This window comes from Nocardioides sp., from assembly GCF_035547795.1.
Taxonomy (GTDB): Bacteria; Actinomycetota; Actinomycetes; order Propionibacteriales; family Nocardioidaceae; genus Nocardioides.
In genome coordinates, this window is the sequence record NZ_DASZUF010000149.1 from 1 (window position 1) to 20,392 (window position 20,392).

Annotated in this window: 20 protein-coding genes; 12 read left to right on the forward strand and 8 right to left on the reverse strand. The window is 71.6% G+C overall.

Annotation, left to right across the window (positions count from 1 at the left end; translation table 11 throughout):
* Positions 1 to 43: 43 nt before the first annotated feature.
* Complete coding sequence (locus VHA72_RS09965) at positions 44 to 1,090, reverse strand: hypothetical protein (protein WP_325574751.1); 1,047 nt, start codon at positions 1,088 to 1,090, stop codon at positions 44 to 46.
* A complete protein-coding gene (locus tag VHA72_RS09970; RefSeq protein ID WP_325574753.1) occupies positions 1,083 to 1,316 on the reverse strand; it encodes a hypothetical protein in 234 nt (77 codons plus the stop codon). The genes VHA72_RS09965 and VHA72_RS09970 overlap by 8 nt, the downstream gene beginning before the upstream one ends.
* A 66-nt stretch (positions 1,317 to 1,382) precedes the next feature.
* Here VHA72_RS09970 and VHA72_RS09975 point away from each other — a divergent pair, with 66 nt between their 5' ends.
* The 5 genes from VHA72_RS09975 to dxs are packed head-to-tail and all read left to right on the forward strand — an operon-like array spanning position 1,383 to position 5,360.
* Positions 1,383 to 1,688 (forward strand): MTH1187 family thiamine-binding protein, encoded by a 306-nt coding sequence (locus tag VHA72_RS09975; RefSeq protein ID WP_325574755.1) that lies wholly within the window; start codon positions 1,383 to 1,385, stop codon positions 1,686 to 1,688.
* A complete protein-coding gene (locus tag VHA72_RS09980) occupies positions 1,678 to 2,085 on the forward strand; it encodes a YjbQ family protein (protein WP_325574757.1) in 408 nt (135 codons plus the stop codon). The genes VHA72_RS09975 and VHA72_RS09980 overlap by 11 nt, the downstream gene beginning before the upstream one ends.
* Complete coding sequence (locus VHA72_RS09985) at positions 2,082 to 2,510, forward strand: NUDIX domain-containing protein (protein ID WP_325574759.1); 429 nt, start codon at positions 2,082 to 2,084, stop codon at positions 2,508 to 2,510. Before VHA72_RS09980 ends, VHA72_RS09985 begins: the two co-directional genes overlap by 4 nt.
* Positions 2,507 to 3,445 (forward strand): SMP-30/gluconolactonase/LRE family protein, encoded by a 939-nt coding sequence (locus VHA72_RS09990; protein ID WP_325574761.1) that lies wholly within the window; start codon positions 2,507 to 2,509, stop codon positions 3,443 to 3,445. The genes VHA72_RS09985 and VHA72_RS09990 overlap by 4 nt, the downstream gene beginning before the upstream one ends.
* A gap of 10 nt (positions 3,446 to 3,455) precedes the next feature.
* Positions 3,456 to 5,360: a 1-deoxy-D-xylulose-5-phosphate synthase gene (dxs, locus tag VHA72_RS09995; RefSeq protein WP_325574763.1), complete on the forward strand. Its 1,905-nt coding sequence runs from the start codon at positions 3,456 to 3,458 to the stop codon at positions 5,358 to 5,360.
* A 183-nt stretch (positions 5,361 to 5,543) separates the two neighbouring features.
* Here dxs and VHA72_RS10000 read toward each other — a convergent pair whose 3' ends face one another.
* Both VHA72_RS10000 and VHA72_RS10005 read right to left on the reverse strand, forming a co-directional pair.
* A complete protein-coding gene (locus VHA72_RS10000) occupies positions 5,544 to 7,637 on the reverse strand; it encodes a 3-hydroxyacyl-CoA dehydrogenase NAD-binding domain-containing protein (protein WP_325574764.1) in 2,094 nt (697 codons plus the stop codon).
* Positions 7,634 to 8,833, reverse strand: a complete 1,200-nt coding sequence (locus VHA72_RS10005) for a thiolase family protein (RefSeq protein WP_325574765.1) — start codon at positions 8,831 to 8,833, stop codon at positions 7,634 to 7,636. The genes VHA72_RS10000 and VHA72_RS10005 overlap by 4 nt, the downstream gene beginning before the upstream one ends.
* A gap of 163 nt (positions 8,834 to 8,996) precedes the next feature.
* Between VHA72_RS10005 and VHA72_RS10010 the strand changes: the two genes are divergently transcribed.
* Both VHA72_RS10010 and VHA72_RS10015 read left to right on the forward strand, forming a co-directional pair.
* On the forward strand, positions 8,997 to 10,010 hold the full coding sequence (locus VHA72_RS10010) for a PAC2 family protein (protein WP_325574767.1): 1,014 nt from the start codon (positions 8,997 to 8,999) through the stop codon (positions 10,008 to 10,010).
* Positions 10,007 to 10,885, forward strand: a complete 879-nt coding sequence (locus tag VHA72_RS10015) for an acyl-CoA thioesterase (RefSeq protein ID WP_325574769.1) — start codon at positions 10,007 to 10,009, stop codon at positions 10,883 to 10,885. The genes VHA72_RS10010 and VHA72_RS10015 overlap by 4 nt, the downstream gene beginning before the upstream one ends.
* 35 nt (positions 10,886 to 10,920) lie before the next feature.
* On the opposite strand, the gene VHA72_RS10020 is transcribed toward VHA72_RS10015, so the two are convergent.
* Both VHA72_RS10020 and VHA72_RS10025 read right to left on the reverse strand, forming a co-directional pair.
* Positions 10,921 to 11,805 (reverse strand): MaoC family dehydratase, encoded by an 885-nt coding sequence (locus VHA72_RS10020; RefSeq protein ID WP_325574771.1) that lies wholly within the window; start codon positions 11,803 to 11,805, stop codon positions 10,921 to 10,923.
* Position 11,806: 1 nt separating this feature from the next.
* On the reverse strand, positions 11,807 to 13,141 hold the full coding sequence (locus VHA72_RS10025; protein WP_325574773.1) for a 3-oxoacyl-ACP reductase: 1,335 nt from the start codon (positions 13,139 to 13,141) through the stop codon (positions 11,807 to 11,809).
* 132 nt (positions 13,142 to 13,273) lie between these two features.
* Here VHA72_RS10025 and VHA72_RS10030 point away from each other — a divergent pair, with 132 nt between their 5' ends.
* On the forward strand, positions 13,274 to 14,557 hold the full coding sequence (locus VHA72_RS10030) for an acetyl-CoA C-acetyltransferase (RefSeq protein WP_325574775.1): 1,284 nt from the start codon (positions 13,274 to 13,276) through the stop codon (positions 14,555 to 14,557).
* A 3-nt stretch (positions 14,558 to 14,560) separates the two neighbouring features.
* On the opposite strand, the gene VHA72_RS10035 is transcribed toward VHA72_RS10030, so the two are convergent.
* Together VHA72_RS10035 and VHA72_RS10040 are read right to left on the reverse strand one after the other, a co-directional pair.
* The gene (locus VHA72_RS10035; RefSeq protein WP_325574777.1) at positions 14,561 to 15,241 is read right to left on the reverse strand and encodes a TetR/AcrR family transcriptional regulator; all 681 of its coding nucleotides are present in this window, start codon (positions 15,239 to 15,241) and stop codon (positions 14,561 to 14,563) included.
* Between the two features lie 142 nt (positions 15,242 to 15,383).
* On the reverse strand, positions 15,384 to 16,892 hold the full coding sequence (locus VHA72_RS10040; protein WP_325574779.1) for an ATP-dependent DNA ligase: 1,509 nt from the start codon (positions 16,890 to 16,892) through the stop codon (positions 15,384 to 15,386).
* 50 nt (positions 16,893 to 16,942) lie between these two features.
* Between VHA72_RS10040 and VHA72_RS10045 the strand changes: the two genes are divergently transcribed.
* The 4 genes from VHA72_RS10045 to VHA72_RS10060 form a co-directional block, all read left to right on the forward strand.
* Complete coding sequence (locus VHA72_RS10045) at positions 16,943 to 17,845, forward strand: DNA-3-methyladenine glycosylase family protein (RefSeq protein WP_325574780.1); 903 nt, start codon at positions 16,943 to 16,945, stop codon at positions 17,843 to 17,845.
* 153 nt (positions 17,846 to 17,998) lie between these two features.
* The gene (locus VHA72_RS10050) at positions 17,999 to 18,757 is read left to right on the forward strand and encodes an MlaE family ABC transporter permease (protein ID WP_325574782.1); all 759 of its coding nucleotides are present in this window, start codon (positions 17,999 to 18,001) and stop codon (positions 18,755 to 18,757) included.
* Positions 18,757 to 19,584, forward strand: coding sequence for an MlaE family ABC transporter permease (locus VHA72_RS10055; RefSeq protein WP_325574784.1), 828 nt, complete (start codon positions 18,757 to 18,759; stop codon positions 19,582 to 19,584). The genes VHA72_RS10050 and VHA72_RS10055 overlap by 1 nt, the downstream gene beginning before the upstream one ends.
* Positions 19,585 to 19,613: 29 nt before the next feature.
* Positions 19,614 to 20,392: MCE family protein (locus VHA72_RS10060; RefSeq protein ID WP_325574786.1), on the forward strand; the 779-nt coding region annotated here is incomplete at its 3' end.

The following is a 20,392-nucleotide window of genomic DNA, read 5'->3' on the forward strand; positions in this document are numbered from 1 at the left end:
GTGGGCGGCCCGGGCCGCCGGGGCCTCCCACGTTCCGGGTCGGTCAGCGCAGCCCCAGTGACTCCAGCACCGGCAGGACCAGCCGGGTGCCGACTCCGGCGTTGGCGGTCAGCCACTCCTGCAGGTCGGGATCGCGCAGCACGCTGGACTCGCGCAGCGCGTCCAGGTGCTCGTCGTCCATGGCGAGGACCAGCTGGACCAGCACCGGTGCCAGATCGAGCCGATGGCTGTGCATGGCGACCCGGTCGATGATGGCCGAGTCCAGGGTCGCGGGCACGTTCACCAGCGCCTTGAGCACGTCCTGGTCGACCGTGTGCAGCGCGGGCAGGATCGCGGGCCAGACGTCGTGCTCGGCCACGGCCTCGACCAGCGACTCGCGGGCGTTGTCCTCCACCACGCCCACCTGGCCCACCAGCCGGGCGCAGCTTTCCGCTGACAGCGAGGTGAGCAGCGTGACGGCGGCGTCGTAGGCGTGCGCTGCCGAGGCCGCCCGGATGACGTCGGCCAGCACCTCGTCACCGATGCGCCGGGCGATCGCGTCGAGCGCAGCCGGCTCGTCGGTGAACAGCGCCACCTGGAGCAGGTCCGCACCGGTGGAGCCCTCCACCACCCCCATCGCGACGTCGGGGGAGACCACCGCGACGAACCGCGCCAGCGTGACGTGCTCACCCGCGGCCAGCAGGCGTCGGCCGACGTCGACCACGAGGTCGTCGGGCAGCCCGCGCACGATCGGCGCCACCCGGGCGGGATCGAGCGAGACGGCCAGCTTGGCCAGGAACGACGGTGCCAGGTGACCGGCCAGCCGGGATGCCTCCCGGGGGTCCAGCACGCCCGCCACCCGGGCGCTGAGCGCCGGGCCGAGGGCGACCTCGGCGATCTTGGCGGTCAGCGGCACCGGCAGCATCCGGCTCAGCGCGGCCAGCAGCTTGACCCGGTCCTCGTTGCGGGCGAAGAGCGCGCCGGAGACCAGCCGGCGCAGCTCGCGCAGGTCCTCGGGGGCGCTCGCGGTCAGGAAGGAGATCTCGCCCTCGGCGACGCCCAGCTCGCGGGCCAGCTTGGTGACCTCGATCCGGCTGCGCAGGTCACCCATGGCCACCTCCGAAGAGCAGCTTCTTCGCCGCCGGTCGCAACAGCTTGGGGACGAAGCGCAGCGCCTCCTCCAGGCCGGCGTCGAACGCCTGGTCCTCCTGCGTCATCGCGGTGCCCAGCAGCGTGTCGAGATGGGCCAGCTGGCCCCCGTCGTACGCCGCGAAGGCGGCCAGCCGGTCCGGTGGTACCGAGAGCCGGCGGGCGAGTGAGTCGAGCTCGGTTGTCATGGTGCCTCCCTCTGTGACGGCATGCACACTACCGGCCAGTAGGGTGCGCGTCGCTACTGTGGAGACATGCTTGTCGCGTTCAGTGTCGCCCCCGCCGCGGGCGACGAGTCCGGGAGCGTCGCGGCGGCGGTCGCGGCCGCCGTCCAGGTCGTCCGGGAGTCGGGTCTGCCGCACGAGACCACCTCGATGTTCACCACCGTCGAGGGCGAGTGGGACGAGGTGTTCGACGTGGTCAAGCGGGCCACCGACGCCGTCGTGGCCGTCTCGCCGCGGGTCAGCCTCGTGCTCAAGGCCGACATCCGGCCCGGCTTCACCGGCCAGTTGCAGGCCAAGGTCGCCCGCGTGGAGGAGATCCTCTCCGGTGGACAGTGAGGTCCGCCGCTACCGGACCGGGGATCGCGAGGTGGTGCTCGACCTGACCCGGGATGCGGAGGAGTACGCCGCCGGCCGGGGAGACGGTCTCCTGCACCTGTTCGTGCCGCACGCGACCGCCGGGCTCGCCGTCATCGAGACCGGGGCCGGCAGCGACGAGGACCTGCTCGCCGCCCTGGAGACGCTGCTGCCCCGGGACGACCGGTGGCGGCACCGGCACGGCTCGGCCGGGCACGGTCGCTCGCACGTGATGCCGGCGCTGATCCCGCCGTACGCGAGCGTGCCGGTGCTCGGCGGGCGGCTGGCCCTCGGCACCTGGCAGAGCATCTGCCTGGTCGACCTCAACGTCGACAACGACGTGCGCGAGGTGCGGTTCAGCTTCCTGGTGGGCGCATGACGAGGTTCGCCTCGGTCGCACTCGTCGATCGTCGCGGCTGGATCCTGCTGCAGGAGCGCGACGAGCACGCCGTGATCGCGCCGGAGCGCTGGGGCCTGACCGGTGGCCACGTGGAGCCGGGGGAGGAGATGCTGGCCGCCGCGGTGCGCGAGCTGGAGGAGGAGACCGGCATCGTGCTCGAGCCCGAGGAGCTCCACCTGGTCGGCGAGTACGACGTCCACCACGTGGAGACCGACAGCGACGACACGCTGGCGTTCTACGCGGCGCCGACGACGCTCGGCGACGGCGACGTGGTGCTCGGCGAGGGTCGCCAGATCGTGTTCGTCGACCCCGCCGTCGTACCGACCCTGCCGCTGACCGACTCCGCCCGCCAGGTCTTGCTGCCCTTCCTCGACTCCGCGCTCTACGCCGGGATGTGCCGGTGAGCGACGCACTGCGGGTGCTGCCGGTGCCGGCCCACGGCTGCGAGGACGTGCTGGTGGCCACCGACGGCCCGGACGAGGGCTGCGTCTACACCGGCACCGCCGACGGCGCGATCTGGCGGATCGCCCACGACGGCAGCCGGCTCGACCGGATCGCCGACACCGGCGGCCGTCCGCTGGGCATCGAGTGCTATCCCGACGGCCGGCTGCTGGTCTGCGACTCCACCCTCGGCGTCCTGCTCGTCGACCCGCGCGACGGCGCCGTGGAGCGGGTGCTGGCGAGCGTCGACGGCCGGCCGATGCGGTTCTGCAACAACGCCGCGGTGGCGGCCGACGGCACCGTCTGGTTCTCCGACTCCTCCACCCGGTTCGGCCAGCCGCGGTGGCGGGACGACCTGGTGCAGGACACCCGCACCGGCCGGCTCCTGCGGCTGGACCCGTCGGGGCAGGTATCGGTCGTCCTCGACGGCCTGGCCTTCGCCAACGGCGTCGCGCTCGCGCCGGACGGGTCGTTCGTGGCCGTCGCCGAGACCGGGGCCCGCACCGTCGTCCGGCACTGGCTCACCGGCCCCGCGGCGGGCCGCCGGGACCTGTTCGTCGCCGAGCTGCCCGGCCACCCGGACAACATCGCCACCGGCTCGGACGGGCTGATCTGGGTGACGCTGGCCAGCCCGGTCAACCACGTGCTCGAGCGCCTGCAGCGCATGCCGATGTGGGTGCGCCGCGGCGCCACCCGCGTGCCGGAGCGGCTGCAGCCCCGGATCGCGCCCAGCGTGCGCGTCCAGGCCTACGACGTCACGGGCCGGCTGGTGCACGACCTGGACCTGCCCGCCCGCGACTACGCGATGGTGACGGGGGTGCGCGAGCACCGTGGCACGGTGTGGCTCGGCAGCCTCGAGCAGCCCGCGGTGGCCCGCGTCCGGCTCCTCGATGCGTAAACTCCGGAACATGCGTGTCCTCGACAATCTCGGTACACCGCGTGACCTGCGCGGACTCGACGACGGACAGCTCACCGAGCTCGCGGCGGAGATCCGCGACCTGCTGGTGACGACGTGCGCCAAGAACGGCGGCCATCTCGGCCCCAATCTCGGCGTCGTCGAGCTGACCATCGCGATCCATCGGGTCTTCGACTCACCACGTGACCGGATCGTCTTCGACACCGGCCACCAGGCCTACGTGCACAAGATGCTCACCGGTCGTGCCAGCCGGTTCGACCGGCTGCGGCAGGAGGGCGGCCTGTCGGGCTACCCGAGCCAGGGCGAGTCCCCGCACGACATCGTGGAGAACTCCCACGCCTCCACCTCGCTCAGCTACGCCGACGGCCTGGCCAAGGCATACCGGATCCGGGGCGAGGACCGGCACGTGGTCGCCGTCATCGGCGACGGCGCGCTCACCGGCGGGATGGCCTGGGAGGCGCTCAACAACATCGCGGTCGCCAAGGACAGCCGGCTGGTCATCGTCGTCAACGACAACGGCCGCTCGTACCAGCCCACCATCGGCGGGCTGACCACCGCGCTGACCACGCTGCGGACCAACCCGCGCTACGAGAAGGTCCTCGACCTGGTGAAGCGGCGGCTCAACGCGGTGCCGGGCGTCGGCGCGCCCGCCTACGACGTCCTCCACGCGATGAAGAAGGGCCTCAAGGACGCCGTCGCGCCGCAGGGCCTCTTCGAGGACCTGGGCCTGAAGTACGTCGGCCCCGTCGACGGGCACGACCGGGCCGCGATGGAGCAGGCGCTCAAGCAGGCCAAGGGGTTCGGCGGCCCGGTGATCGTGCACGCGATCACCCGCAAGGGCTTCGGCTACGACCCCGCCGAGCGCAACGAGATCGACCAGCTGCACCAGACCGACCCGTTCGACGTGGTCACCCACCAGCCGGTGCCCAAGGGCCGGATCTGGACCGACTTCTTCGCCGAGGAGATGGTGGCGTTGGGTGCCACCCGGCCCGACCTGGTCGGGATCACCGCGGCGATGCTGCACCCGGTCGGCCTCGACCGGTTCGCGGCGGCGTACCCGGAGCGGGTCTTCGACGTCGGCATCGCCGAGCAGCACGCCGTCACCTCGGCGGCCGGCCTGGCGATGGGCGGCATGCACCCGGTGGTGGCGGTCTACGCGACGTTCCTCAACCGAGCCTTCGACCAGGTGCTGATGGACGTCGCGCTGCACCGCTGCGGCGTCACCTTCGTGCTGGACCGGGCCGGCGTCACCGGCAACGACGGCGCCTCCCACAACGGCATGTGGGACCTGTCCATCCTGCAGGTCGTGCCCGGCCTGCGGCTGGCGGCCCCGCGCGACGGCGTACGCGTGCAGGAGCTGCTGCGCGAGGCCGTCGCGGTCGATGACGCGCCCACCGTGCTGCGCATCCCCAAGGGCGCCCCGCCGGCCGAGATCCCCGCGGTCGGCAAGGCCGGGGGCGGCGACGTCCTGGTCCGCAACGGCACCCGCGACGTGCTCGTGGTCGGCGTCGGCGCGATGGCCGGGGTCGCGGTGGACGTGGCCGAGCGACTGGTCGCCCAGGGCATCGGCGTGACGGTGGTGGACCCGCGCTGGGTGATGCCGGTCGACCCGGCGCTGGTCGAGCTGGCCGGCCAGCACCGGCTGGTGGTCTCCATCGAGGACAACGGCGAGATCGGCGGCTGCGGCGCCGTCTTGCTGCAGACGCTCGCCGCCGCCGGCGTCACCACTCCGATGCGCATCCACGGCATCCCGCAGGAGTTCCTCGACCACGCCAAGCGCGAGGCCATCCTGGAGCGGGTCGGGCTGACCGCCCAGACCATCGCGCTCGACACGATCACCCGGCTGGGCGCGCTCGACGCCGTCCCTGCGGTGGTGGCCGCCCCCGTCGAGAGCTGACCGCCCGTGCGGCGGACGTGACACGTCGAGGCGCCGCGGCGTGTGGCGGCACCGGACATGGGAAAGGGCCCCGGTCGAACGACCGGGGCCCTCGCCCACTCAGGGAGCAACTGAGTCTTCCTCTGGACGGTCCCCAAACCGCCGTGATGCTCCGCCAGTCTAACCGCGCCGCGGTGATCCGGCTCAGTGGAACGCCGCGCCGGTGATCCGCTGCGAGATGCCCTCGCGGTCCAGCAGCTGGGTCAGGCCGCCGTTCCAGAACTGGAAGCCGGCCCCGGTGATCATCGCCAGGTCGATGTCCTCGGGCGCCTCGACGACCCCCTCGTCCAGCATCCGGCGGGCCTCGTCGGCCAGCGCCTCGAGGGTACGGCGCCGTACCTCCTCCGCGCTCAGCTGCGTGGAGCCGACCGTGAGCAGCGCCTCGACCTCCGGGTCAAGGGTCTTGCCGTCGGGTCCGTAGAAGCTCGACTTCTTCGCCTCGACGACCCTGCGCAGGTTCTCCGAGAGGTAGAACCGGTCGGGGAACGCCGTATGCAGCGTCTCGTTGTTGTGGTAGGCGATCGCCGGGCCGACCAGCGCGATCAGGGTGTACGGCGGCATCGGCGTCACGCCCGCGAACGCGCTGTCCACGACGCCGATCGGGGTGCCCTCGTCGGCGATCCTGGCCACCTCGCCCATGAACCGGCCGAGCAGCCGGTTGACGATGAACGAGGGGCTGTCCTTGACCAGGACGGTGGTCTTGCCGAGGCTCCGCCCGGTGGCGAACGCGGTGGCCAGCGCGACGTTCGAGGTCTTCTCGCCACGGATGATCTCCAGCAGTGGCATCACCGCGACCGGGTTGAAGAAGTGGAAGCCGACCACCCGCTCGGGGTGCTCGAGGTCGGCGGCCATCTCGGTGATCGAGAGCGAGGAGGTGTTGGTCGCGAAGACGGCGCCTTCGGGCGCGACCTTCTCGGCGTTGGCGAAGACGGTCTTCTTGACCGACATCTCCTCGAAGACCGCCTCGATGATGAAGTCGGCGTCCGAGAACGCCTCGGCGTAGTCGACGGAGGCCGAGACCAGCGCCTTGAGCCGGTTGGTGGCGTCCTGCGACGCCCGGCCCTTGGCCAGCCGCTTGTCGAGCTCGGCGTGGACGTAGGCCACCCCCTTGTCGGCGCGCTCCTGGTCGAGATCGACCAGGACCACCGGCACCTTGAGCCGCTGCACGAACAGCAGCGCGAACTGCGAGGCCATCAGACCCGCGCCGATGATGCCCACCTTGGTCACCGGCTGGGCCAGCGACGTGTCCGGAGCGCCGGCCGGGCGCTTGGCCCGCTTCTGCACCAGGTCGAAGGAGTACAGCGAGGCCAGTAGCTCCGGCTGACTCGCCGCGGCGGCGAGCGCGTCGTCCTCGGCGGCGAAGCCCTCGTCGCGGGTGGCGGTCTTGGCCAGGCCGAGCAGCTCGACGGCCTTCTTGGCAGCGGGTGAGGCGCCACCGGTCTTCGCCCAGGCGAAGAATCCGGCGTTCTTGACGGCGGCATCCCAAGCCTCGCCGCGATCGATCTCCGGGCGGTCCACCTTGACGGAGCCGTTGAGCACGCCGTCGGCCCAGATCAGCGACTGCTCCAGGTAGTCGGCGCCGTCGAAGATCGCATCGGCGATGCCCAGCTCGAACGCCTCGCGGCCCTTGAGCACCCGGCCCTGGTTGAGTGGGTTCTCGATGAAGACCGTGGCAGCGCTCGCGGGCTCGATCAGGTTCGGCAGCAGGTAGGCGCCGCCCCAGCCGGGGACCAGACCGAGCATGACCTCGGGCAGACCGACCGCGGGCACCGTCTCCAGGATGGTGCGGTAGTCGGCGTGCAGCGCCACCTCCAGGCCGCCACCGAGGGCGAGGCCGTTGATGAAGCCGAACGACGGCTTGCGCACGCCGTTGGAGCCGTCGGTGAGCTTGCGGAACACCGCGTGTCCGAGCTCGGCGATGGTGCGCACGCCGTCGGGACCACCGGCCCGCAGCGTCGACAGGTCGGCGCCGGCGGCGAGGATGAACGGCTTGCCGGTGACCGCGACGGCCTCGATCTCGTCATCGGCCAGGGCGGCGTCGTAGGCGGTGTTCAGCGACACCAGGCCCCGAGGGCCGAACGTGTTCGGTCGGGTGTGGTCCAAGCCGTTGTCGAGGGTGACCAGGCCCAGCACCTTGCCGGAGGGCAGGGTCACCTTGCGCAGGTGGGCCTGGGTGACGACCTCGTCGTCGGAGAACAGCTTCTCGACGTCGGTCAGCAGTGTCTCGATGGCGGTCACTTGCTCTCTCCGTTCCAGTGCGGGTTCTCCCAGATCACGGTGCCGCCCATGCCGAGGCCGATGCACATCGTGGTGATGCCGTAGCGGATGGAGGGGTCCTCCTGGAACTGGCGGGCGAGCTGGATCATCAGGCGTACGCCGGAGGACGCCAGCGGGTGCCCGAACGCGATGGCGCCGCCGTACGGGTTGACCCGCGGGTCGTCCTGGTCGATGCCGAAGTGGTCGAGGAAGGCCAGCACCTGGATCGCGAACGCCTCGTTGATCTCGAAGGCGTCGATGTCCTCGATGGCGAGGCCGGCCTTGGCCAGCGCCTTCTCGGTCGCGGGGATCGGGCCGACCGCCATCACTTCCGGGGCGACCCCGGCGAACGCGTAGGAGACCAGCCGCATCTTGATCGGCAGGCCCAGCTCGCGAGCGGTCTCCTTGGAGGCCAGCAGCGCCGCCGTGGCGCCGTCGTTGATGCCGGCCGCGTTGCCCGCGGTCACCCGACCGTGCGGTCGGAACGGCGTCTTCAGCCCGGCCAGCGACTCCATGGTGGTACCGGGACGCATCGGCTCGTCGGTGGTCGCCAGGCCCCAGCCCTGTTCGGTGGAGCGGGTCGCCACCGGGACCAGGTCGGGCTGGATCTTCCCGGCCTGGTACGCCGCGGCGGCCCTGGCCTGCGAGGCGACGGCGTAGGCGTCGGTGCGCTCCTTGGTGATCGCCGGATAGCGGTCGTGCACGTTCTCGGCCGTGTTGCCCATCACCAGCGCGGACGGGTCGACGAGTCGCTCGGCGACGATGCGCGGGTTCGGATCGACGCCTTCGCCCATCGGGTGACGGCCCATGTGCTCGACGCCGCCGGCGATGGCGACGTCGTAGGCACCGAAGGCGATGCCGCCCGCGGTGGTCGTCACCGCGGTCATCGCGCCGGCGCACATCCGGTCGATGGCGAAGCCCGGCACGCTCTGCGGGAGCCCGGCGAGCAGCGCGGCGGTGCGGCCGATGGTCAGGCCCTGGTCGCCGATCTGCGTCGTCGCGGCGATGGCCACGTCGTCGATGCGCTCGGGCGGCAGGCTGGGGTTGCGGCGGACGAGCTCGCGGATCAGCTTGATCACGAGGTCGTCGGCTCGGGTCTCGGCGTACTGGCCTTTGGCCTTGCCGAAGGGGGTGCGAACGCCGTCGACGAAGACGACCTCGCGCAACTGTCGGGTCACCGGTTCTCCTGGCAGGATCGAGGGGGTGCTTCCGGGCGAATGTTACTTCGCGGTAACCTATCGGCGCAGCCGGCGGTGGTGTGGGCGTGCTCACCGCCGTCGTGCACCCGGTCGCGGACGGTGCGGGAATATCGTGGTGCCCGCCGACGCTGGCGCAGGCGCCATGCCGAAGTTGCCGAAGACGCTGATGACGTGGAAGCGCAAGCCGAACAACAGACCATCCAGGGAGGTCGACGTGGCGAAGTCCCGACTGGTGCACATCGTCGATGAGGTCGCCGAGCTCGACGAGTTGAGCGGTCCGCTGACGATGATCCAGGTGCTGGACGGCTTCCTGGACGCCGGCAACGCCGCCGCGATGGCGGCGCTGCATCTGATCGAGGTCTCCGACGCCGCGCCAGTGGTGGCCACCTTCGACGTGGACGCCTTCCACGACTACCGCGCGCGCCGGCCGGCGGTCTCGTTCGTCCGCGACCACTACGAGGACTACGACGCACCGCGGCTGGTCGTGCGGTTGCTGCACGATGCGGGCGGCACGCCGTACCTGTTGCTGCACGGTCCCGAGCCCGACAATCGCTGGGAGGCCTTCGCCCGCGCCGTGCGCGAGGTGGTGGAGCGCCTCGCCGTCACCCAGGTGATCTCGCTGGGCTCGGTGCCGATGGCGGTGCCGCACACCCGGCCGCTGACCATGACCCACCACGCCAACAACCCCGATCTGGTGACCGAGGAGAGCCACTGGAGCGGGGAGATCCGGGTGCCGTCGAGCGCGCAGGCGCTGGTCGAGATCCGGCTCGGCGAGTGGGGTCACGACGCGCAGGGCTTCGTGGTCCACATCCCCCACTACGTCGCCCAGCTCGACTATCCCCTCGCCGCGGCCGCGCTGCTGGAGAAGGTGGAGCTGCACGGCCGGCTCACCATCGACCTGACAAAGCTCCGCCTGGAGGCAGACAAGCGCGCCGAGGAGATCGCGCGCTACCTGGCCGACAACGCGGAGGTCGGCGAGGTGGTCAAGGCCCTGGAGCGACAGTACGACGCGTTCACCCGGGCCGAGGAGAGCGGCGCCTCGCTGCTGGCGCCCAACCAGCCGCTGCCTACCGGCGAGGAGCTCGGCCGCGAGTTCGAGCGCTTCCTGGCGACGCTGGACGAGCGCCCCGAGGGCGGCGAGGAGGGGGAGAAGTGACCGAGGTGAGCGAGCGACCCGCCGCCCAGGCGGTCTCCGAGCTGGTCCGGGTCCTGGACCTGGAGGAGATCGACCGCGACCTCTACCGGGGCGCGCCCGCGCCCAACGAGCGCGGCCGCGCGTTCGGCGGTCAGGTCGCCTCGCAGTCGCTCACCGCGGCGATCCGCAGCGCCGACGAGGGCTTCCACGTGCACTCGATGCACGGCTACTTCCTGTTGCCGGGCGACCCGTCCGCGCCGATCGTGTACGACGTCGACCGGATCCGCGACGGCCGCTCCTTCCAGACCCGTCGGGTGGCGGGGCGCCAGCACGGCCGCGACATCTTCTACCTGACCGCGAACTTCCAGCGCGAGGAGCACGGCTTCGAGCACCAGGACGCGATGCCCGCGGCGCTGCCGGCCGACCAGGGCATCGACATGCTCGAGCTAATGGCCAAGGGCGGCAGCACCGAGAGCGAGTCGCTGGCCCGGGAGTGGGCGGCGGTCGAGGTGCGCATCGTGGGCAACTCGATGCGCGGCCTGCCGCCCGACCCGCGCCGCCCGGCCCGGCAGCAGGTGTGGCTACGGATCGCCGACCGGCTCCCCGACGACCCGAACGTGCACATCGCCGCGTTCACCTGGGCCTCCGACATCAGCCTGCTCGGTGCCTCCCTGGCCGCGCACCAGCTCGGCACGGCCGGTGTCCAGATGGCCTCTCTCGACCACACCATCTGGTTCCACCGGCCGTTCCGCGCCGATGAGTGGTGGCTCTACGACCAGGAGTCGCCCTCGGCCGAGAACGGCCGTGGCCTCTCGCTGGGCCGGGTGTTCTCCTCCGACGGTCGGCTGGTCGCCACCACCGCGCAGCAAGGCATCATCCGTCCGCCGCGGTCGTAGAGGTACGCGGCGTCAGCCGAGGTGTGACGGGCGCGTCAGAGCGCGGTGGTGCGGCCCAGCAGATGCAGGGTGTCGCTGCCGCGCTTGTGCAGCGAGAACCCGTAGCCCCGCTCGTCGCGCCGGCTGCCGAAGGCGACGGCGCCGGGTAGGAAGACCGGCTTCTTGAACGCCACGTCGACCCGGACGGCGTCGGGCAGCCGGTTCTCCAGTGCGGCGACGCAGCGCGCCTTGGTCCACATCCCATGGGCGATCTGGCGCGGGAAGCCCAGCGCCTTCGCCGAGAGCGCGGTCAGGTGGATGGGGTTGTAGTCGCCGGACACGGCGGCGTACCGGCGACCGAGGTCGGCCTTGAGCTGGAACACCGGCCCGCTCGGCGGCACCTCGGCAAGGTCGCTGGGCCACGCCGCGTCGGGATCGCGCCGGCCGCGACGCAGGTACGTCGAGACCGACTCCCACACCGTCTGCCCGTCGGCGGTGAGCGTGCTGGTCAACCGCCAGGCGGTCCCGACCGGATGCGGCAGCGGGCTGCCCACCGCCACGGTCACCTCGAGCGTCTCCCCGACGGCGATCCGGCGGTGCTGGCTGATCGAGTTCTCCAGGTGGACCATGCCCATCGGCGCGCTGGGGAAGCGCGGGTCGGTCAGGATCGCCAGGTGCAGCGGCTGCGCCAGCATGTGCGGGTAGGTCAGCGGGACGGTGTCCTTGACCGGGAAGCCGCAGAGCTCGGCGTACCGCTCGGCGTGCTTGCGCTCGATCGTCACCGGGGGCCGGGTGAGCGCGAAGCCGGTGGTGGCGTCCCTGTCCTTCCTGATCCCCGGCAGCGCGCCGATCAGCGGGAGGCCCGGGAGCGCCGCGCGGAGCAGTGCGGCCGGACCGCCGGTCCCCGAGACGAGGGTGGGCTCGGCGATGTGCTCGGCCATGTCAGGCGCCCAACATCATCTGGCCGCAGACGCGGACCACGTTGCCGTTGACGGCGGTGGAGCCGGGGGAGGCGTACCAGGCGATCGTCTCGGCGACGTCGACCGGCAGTCCGCCCTGGGCCATCGCGTTGAGCCGCTGGCCGACCTCGCGGGTGGCGAACGGCACCGCGGCCGTCATCTGGGTGATGATGAAGCCCGGCGCGACGGCGTTGATGGTGATGCCGTCCTCGAGCTCGTTGGTCAGCGAGTCGACGAAGCCGATCACGCCGGCCTTGGACGCGGCGTAGCTGGTCTGGCCGACGTTGCCGGCGATGCCGGCGATCGAGGCGACGCCGACGATGCGGCCGCCTGCGTTGACGACCTTCTGCTCGAGCAGCTCCGCGGTGATCTTCTCGGGTGCCTCGATGTTGATCTGGAGCACCTTGCCGAAGCGCTCCGGGGTCTGGTTGGCGAGCTTCTTGTCGAGCGTGACGCCGGCGTTGTGGACGACGATGTCGACGCCGCCGTGCTTCTCCTTGAGGTGCTGCGCGATGCGCTGCGGGGCGTCCTTGGCGGTGATGTCGAGGGTGAGCCAGTCGCCGTCGAGCTCCTTCATCACCCGCTGCAGGTCGTCGGCCGCCTGCGGTACGTCGAGGCCGACGATGCTGGCGCCGTCGCGGTGCAGCACCCGGGCGATCTCCTCGCCGATGCCGCGGCTGGCGCCGGTGACGAAGGCGACCTTGCCGGCGAGCGGCCTGCTCCAGTCGGCGACCGGGGCGGCCTTCTGTTCCCGGTGCGCGCCGATCCGCACGACCTGGCCGGAGACGTAGGCCGACTTGGGGCTGAGCAGGAAGCCGAGCGTGGAGAGGAGCGAGTCCTCGTAGCCGTCGGCGACGTAGACGAGCTGGACGGTCCCGCCCCGGCCGATCTCCTTGCCGAGGCTGCGGGTGAAGCCCTCGAGCGCGCGCTGAGCGACCCGCTCGGCGCCCTTGACCAGCTCCGGCGGCGTACCGATCACGACCACGCGCGGGCAGCTCTCCAGGCTGCGCAGGACCGGGGTGAAGAACTCCTGCATCTCGACCAGCTGGTCGATCGAGGTCAGGCCGGTCGCGTCGAAGACCAGGCCCTTGTAGCGCCGGCCCTCGGCTCGGGCGGTCTCGCTCGCCGCGCCGATCACGTCGAGCAGCCCGGGCAGCTCGTCGGCCAGCCGGCCGCGGCCGCCGACCAGCACGGTGCCGCGCACCAGCGGATCGCCGGCGGTGTAGCGCTCCAGCTTGGCGGGCGAGGGGAGGCCGAGGTTCTTGACCAGCAGCTTGCCGATCGCGGACTGGGTGAAGGCCTGGTACTTGTCGCTCATCTGCGGCTTCCTTGACGTGGTCTCGGGGTGGTTCCGACGATGATGTAACTAGAGGTGTAACTCGGTGTCCACATTTCGTGGCGTCCCTCTCATACCCTTCACTCAGACACCGCGCGAAGCAAGGATGAGCACATGACCAAGACCACCCGCCGCGTCGCCATCGTCGGCGGCAACCGGATCCCGTTCGCCCGCTCCAACGGCGCCTACGCCACCGCCTCCAACCAGGACATGCTCACCGCGGCCCTCGACGGGCTGGTCGAGCGCTTCGGCCTGCAGGGCGAGCGGATCGGCGAGGTCGCCGCCGGCGCCGTGCTCAAGCACAGCCGCGACTTCAACCTCACCCGCGAGTCGGTGCTCGGCTCCAAGCTCGCCCCCGAGACCGCCGCCGTCGACCTCCAGCAGGCGTGCGGCACCGGGCTGCAGGCCGCGACGTACATCGCCAACAAGATCGCCCTGGGGCAGATCGACTCGGGCATCGCGGGTGGCACCGACACCACCTCGGATGCGCCGATCGCGCTGGGTGAGAACCTGCGCAAGATCCTGCTCGAGGCCAACCGTGCCAAGACCGCCGGCCAGCGGCTCAAGGCCCTGCTGAAGGTGCGCCCGGGCGACATCGTCCCGAACATCCCGGCCAACGCCGAGCCGCGCACCCGGCTCTCGATGGGCGAGCACGCCGCGCTGACCGCACTGGAGTGGCAGATCGGCCGGGAGGAGCAGGACGAGCTGGCCGCCGCCTCGCACCAGAAGATGGCTGCCGCCTACGAGCGCGGCTGGTTCGACGACCAGATCACGCCGTTCCGCGGCCTGGAGCGCGACAACAACCTGCGCGCCGACTCCACCGCGGAGAAGCTGGCGAAGCTCAAGCCGGTCTTCGGTCGCGGCGAGGCGGCGACGATGACCGCGGGTAACTCCACGCCGCTGACCGACGGCGCCTCGGCGGTGCTGTTCGCCTCGGAGGAGTGGGCCAAGGCGCACGACCTGCCGATCCTGGCCTACTTCGTGGACGCCGAGGTCGCGGCCGTCGACTACGTGCACGGTGGCGAGGGGCTGTTGATGGCGCCGGCGTATGCGATGCCACGGATGCTGGCCCGGAACGGCCTGACCTTCGCCGACTTCGACTTCTTCGAGATCCACGAGGCGTTCGCCTCGCAGGTGCTCGCGACGCTCAAGGCGTGGGAGGACCCGATCTTCTGCAAGGAGCGGCTCGGTCTGGATGCCCCGCTCGGTGCCGTGCCGCGGGAGAAGCTCAACGTCAACGGGTCGTCGCTGGCCGCGGGTCACCCCTTCGCCGCCACCGGCGGTCGGATCATCAACAACCTGGCCAAACTGCTCGCCCAGCAGGGATCCGGCCGCGGCCTGATCTCGATCTGCGCCGCGGGCGGTCAGGGCGTGACGGCGATCATCGAGGCGGCCTGACGGCTAGCCGCGGGCGAGGGCGAGCGCGGCCGTGACCAGGTAGTCGCGGACCTGCTCGGGGGAGACCTCGACCATGGTCGGGATCCCGGGGGCCGACTCGGTCACCAGGATCCCGACGCGGGCGAGCTGCAGGGCCCCCAGGCCGGTGCTGTAGAACATGTTGGCCAGCAGGCTCGGGTCGCCGACCGTGAAGTCGCCGGTGGCGCTGCCGGCGGCGAAGATCCGCTGCGGTACGGCGAGGGTCGCGGTGATGGCGCGGCCGAGCCGGAACAGCGCGCTCTCGGAGATCTCGTCGACGAGCTCCGGAGCGGTGCGTCGCATCAGCGCATGGGCGCAGTCGACGAACGCCGGGTGGGCGACGCCGTAGTCCACGAACGCGCCGACGGTGGCGGCGAGCCGGTCCCGGGGCGGCGCGTCGGTTCGGTCGACGGCGAGCAGCGCCTCGCGCAGCTCCTCGAGATAGTCGACCAGGGTGAGGGCGAAGATCTCCTCCTTGCCGGTGAAGTGGCGGTAGACGATGGCGCGGTTGATGCCGACGGCCCGGGCGATGTCCTCGATCTGGGCATCGCGTACGCCGCGCTCGTCGAAGAGCTCCCGGGTGGCGGCAACGATCTGGGCCTCCCGAGCCCGGCGGCGCGCGGCGGCGGCCGAACGCCGTCCGTCGGCCGGAGAACTCTCGCTCATGGGAGCACTGTACGGGTCGTGCAACTCACAGTTGCAGTAGCCGCGGACGCCTGACCTCAGATCACGCAGGTGCACGGTTTGTTGCGCGCGACCGGCAGGTGAGCTGTCAGGACCGCACCAGTGCGCGGTCCGTCACGGCAAGCTAGCCGAGCATCGCTCGGACCGCCTCGATCGTGTCGGCCTCGGCGGCGGTCTTGTCGTCGCGGTAGCGCACCACCCGGGCGAAGCGCAGCGCCACTCCGCCGGGGTAGCGCGTGGAGCGCTGGAGGCCGTCGAAGGCGATCTCGACGACCTGCTCGGGCCGCACACGCACCACCCAGCCGTCGGTGCCGTCGAGTGCCAGCTCGGTGAACCGCTCGGTCTGCCAGCGCAGCATCTCGTCGGTCATGCCCTTGAACGTCTTGCCGAGCATCACGAAGCCGCCGGTCTCCGGGTCGCGGGCGGCGAGGTGGATGTTCGACAGCCAGCCGCGGCGACGACCCGAGCCCCACTCGACCGCCGTCACGACCAGGTCGAGGGTGTGCACCGGCTTCACCTTGACCCAGGCGCCACCGCGCCGACCGGCCTCCCAGGGCGCGTCGAGTGCCTTGACCACGACGCCCTCCTGCCCCTCGCGCAGCACCTCCGCGGCGAACGTCTCGGCCGCCGCGGTGTCGTCGGTCATCAGCCGCCGGACCCGGTGCTGCTCGGGCACCAGCCGGTCGAGCTCGGCGAGCCGCTCGTGCAGTGGCAGGTCGAGCAGGTCGCGGTCGTCGAGGTGCACCACGTCGAAGAAGTACGGCGCCACCCGCACCGCCGAGTCGCCTCGGGTCGCGGTCCGTGAGGCGGTGTCCTGGAAGGGTCGCGGACGACCCGACTCGTCGAGCGTCATCGCCTCGCCGTCGAGCACGAATCGCCGTGCCGGAAGTGCGCGGGCCACGTCCACCACCTCGGGCAGCCGGGCGGTGATGTCCTCGAGGGTGCGGGTGGCGATGAGTACCTCGTCGCGGTCGCGGTGCACTTGGATGCGGATGCCGTCGAGCTTGGCGTCGACGGCGACCGGGCCGCCGATCTTGGCGATCGCCTCGGCCACCGATGGCGCGCTCGAGGCCAGCATCGGCAGCACCGGCCGACCGACGACCAGCCCGACCTCGGCGAGGGCCTCCTCGCCGGCGAACGCCCGCGACGCGATCGCGACGGTCGAGCCGGCCAGCATCGCGGCCCGCCGCACCGCCGGCAGCGGGACGCCTGCCGCCACCGCGAGCGCCTCCTGGACCAGCGAGTCGAGCGCGCCCTGGCGCACCTCGCCGGTGACGACGCCGCGTAGCCAGGCCTGTTCCTCGGCTGTCGCCCGCTCGAACAGCTCGGCCACGGCGGCGGCTCGCGCCGCGCCGGATCCGGACCCGGCCAGCTCGGCGATGTGGCCGAAGGTCGCGTGCACCTCGGCGACGGTCAGGGTGGAGGAGTCGGCCGGCTCCGGCAGACCGGCCAGCGAGCGCCAGCCCAGCCCGGTGCGTCGCTGCAGCAGCGCGCCACCGAGGTAGGAGACCACCACCGGCAGCTCGTCGGCCGACGCCTCGGCGAGCCGGGTGGCCAGCGCGGCGATCTTGGCCTTGCGCGACCGGGTGGCCGCGACGACCGCGGAGGTGGCGACGACGTCGGCGAGTTGCATGGCTCCATGAAACCCGAGACCACCGACGGATTCCGTAGGCTGGGCGCACCATGACTCTGACCCGCACCTGGGTCCCGCCGTACGACCTCAGCCTCGGCATGCTGCTGGTGCACCGCCGGGGCGCCGGCGATCCGACGTACCGTCTGGTCGATGACACCCACCACCGCGGCATCCGCACGCCGCACGGACCGGCCACGCTGAGCGTCCGGATGCGCGGGGGAGCGGTCGAGGCGCGGGCGTGGGGCCCGGGTGCGGTGTGGGTGCTCGACCAGCTCCCGAGCATGCTCGGCGCCGACGACGAGCCACACGGCTTCGACCCGCGCGAGGAGGTGCTGCGGCGCGCGATCCGCCGGGTCGGCGTGCCCCGGCTCGGCCGCACCGGCCTGGTCATGGAAGCGCTCACCCCGGCGATCCTGGAGCAGAAGGTGACCGGGCAGGAGGCGTTCGCCGGCTATCGCGCGCTGGTCCGCCGGTACGGCGAGCAGGCCCCGGGGCCCGGCGCCGAGCTGGACCTGCACGTGCAGCCGGCCGCGCCGACGATCAGATCCATCCCGAGCTGGGCCTGGCTGCGGATGCGGGTCGACCCGGCCCGCTCCCGTGCCCTGGTGACAGCGGCCCGGGTCGCGGACAGTCTCGAGCGCACCGTCGGCCTGCCGGGCGAGGAGGTCGAGCGTCGGCTGACCAGCCTGCCCGGGATCGGCGAGTGGACCGCCGCGGAGGTGCGCCAGCGCGCGCACGGCGACCCGGACGCGGTCAGCTTCGGCGACTACCACGTCGCCAAGGACGTCGGGTGGGGGCTGACCGGGGAGCCGTGGGACGACGATCGGCTGCGCGGCTACCTGGCGCCGTACCGCCCGCATCGGGGTCGCCTGGTGACACTGCTGCTGCGCGCGCACGGGCACCGCCCACGTCATGGTCCGCGGCTTGCCCCGCGAACTCACCTCGCTCTTTGACGTTTCGGCGGAATTTGTCCACAAGCCCGTAACCCCGGCTTGTGAGCGCCGTTACATGGGGCGACTGTTCATGAGGGGGGTTGCCTTGACCATCGTCGACCGCGCCTGCGAGGGCGTTCGGTGACGCTCGTCGGCCGCATGCGAGCGGGTGTCGTGACGAGCGGGAAGCTCGTCATCCTCGGCACGGAAGCGACCAGCACCGCCGTCACCGACATCGTCCGCGGACGGTTCAGCTGGAGCGAGTTCCTCCTGCAGTCCTGGTTCATGACCAAGGTGTCGCTGCTGCCCACCATCCTGGTCGCGATCCCGTTCGGGGTCATCACCTCGGTGCAGATCGGCGCCGTCGCCTCCCAGATCGGCGCCGGGTCGTTCAGCGGCGCCGTCAACGGGATCGGCGTGCTGCGCCAGGGCGCGCCGCTGGTGACCAGCCTGATGATCGCCGGCGCGGTCGGCTCCGCGATCTGCTCCGACCTCGGCGCCCGCCAGGTCCGCGAGGAGATCGACGCGATGAAGGTGATGGGCATCAACCCGGTCCAGCGACTGGTCTCGCCGCGGGTGGTCGCGGCGCTGGTGGTCGCCGTACTCCTCACCGTGATCGTCGCGATGACGGCGATGACCACCGCGTTCATCCTCAACGTCGGCAACGGCTCGGTCTCGGCCGGGACCTACCTCAGCTCCTTCATCAGCTTTAGCGACCCGATGGACCTGGTGATGGCGGAGCTGAAGGCGCTCATCTTCGGCTTCATCGCCACCATCGTGGCCGCGCACAAGGGCCTGAGCGCTTCCGGCGGCCCCAAGGGCGTCGCGGACGCGGTCAACCAGGCGGTCGTGCTCAGCGTCATCCTGCTGGCGGTCGTCAACGTCGCCCTGACGCAGATCTACTCGATGCTCTCGCCGACCGGAGCCGCCTGATGGCGCGGGCGAGCTGGGCCACCGACCCCGTCCTGGACGCGTTCGCCGCCTTCGGGGACTTCGCCTCCTTCTCCGCCAAGGTGCTGCGGGACATCCCGCTCACCCTCAAGCTCTACCCCCAGGAGATGCTGCGCCAGCTCAAGGACGTCGCCTGGGGCTCGGGCGCGCTGCTGGTGGGCGGCGGCACCGTCGGCGTGATGGTGCTGCTCTCCCTCGCCGCCGGTACGTCGCTGGGCATCGAGGGCTTCAACGGTCTCCAGCTGGTCGGCCTCGCGCCGCTGACCGGGTTCATCTCCGCCAGTGCCAACACCCGGGAACTCGCGCCGCTCATCGCCGCGCTGGCGCTGGCCGCGCAGGTGGGCTGCCGCTTCACCGCGCAGCTGGGCTCGATGAAGATCCACGAGGAGGTCGACGCGCTCGAGGTGATGGGGGTGAGCGCGCTGCGCTACCTGGTCGCCACTCGAGTGGTCGCCTGCATGCTGGCGATCCTGCCGCTCTACCTGGTCGGCCTGCTCGGCTCCTACATCGCCTCGCGGCTCTCGGTGGTCTACATCTTCCACCAGTCACCGGGGCAGTACGACCACTACTTCTCGACGTTCATCAACGGTCGCGACGTCTTCTTCTCGATCGTCAAGATCCTGGTCTTCGCGCTGATCATCACGCTCATCCACTGCTGGTACGGCCTCAAGGCGGGCGGCGGCCCGCAGGCGGTCGGCGAGGCCACCGGCGCCTCCATCCGGGCGAGCATCGTGATCGTCGTGCTGCTCGACATGTTCCTGACCCTCGTGTTCTGGGGCGGCGACCCCGGCTTCCGGATCTCGGGGTGATGCAGGTGTTCGGTGGCAGGAGCAAGCCGATGAAGGCGCCGACCCGAAACCAGCTCGCCGTACGCGGCCTGGTCGCCCTGGTCGTGCTCGGGGTCCTGTTGGAGGTGCTGCACCTGCGCACCGACGGCACCTGGGGCGGTCCCCCCACGGTCTCGGCGGACCTGCGCAACGCCGGCGGCGCGCTGGTGAAGGGCTCGGACGTGAAGCTGCACGGCGTGATCGTCGGCAAGGTCAAGGCGATCGAGCCGGGCCCCGGCGGCGGTGTCAGGGTCGACTTGTCGATGGACAAGGGCCAACTCGACAACATCCCGGCCGATGTCGTCGCGCGGATCCTGCCGGCCACGGTCTTCGGCACGACGTACGTCGACCTGCGCCCCACCGGCGGCACCACGACGGCGAGCGCGCCGGCCAGCACCGCCGTCGCCGCGGTCGCGCCCGCCAGGTCACTGCGCCCCGGCGCCGTCGTACCCGCCGACACCACGCAGTCCACCCTGGAGCTGCAGGACGCACTGGACGACATCGACAGCCTGGTCAAGGCCCTCGACCCGGCCGAGCTGTCCACGGCGATCGGGGCGGCCGCGGTCGCCCTCGACGGCCGCGGGGCGGCGCTGGGCGCGACCGCGAGATCGCTGGACGCCTACCTGCACCAGTTCAACCCGAAGATCGCGATGCTGCGCGCCGACCTCGACAAGCTCTCCCAGTTCCTCCAGGTGGTCCAGCAGATCGCGCCCGACCTGCTCGACGCCACCGACGACGTGCTGGTGCCGCTGCAGACGCTGGTCGCACACAAGTCCGACCTCAAGGCGCT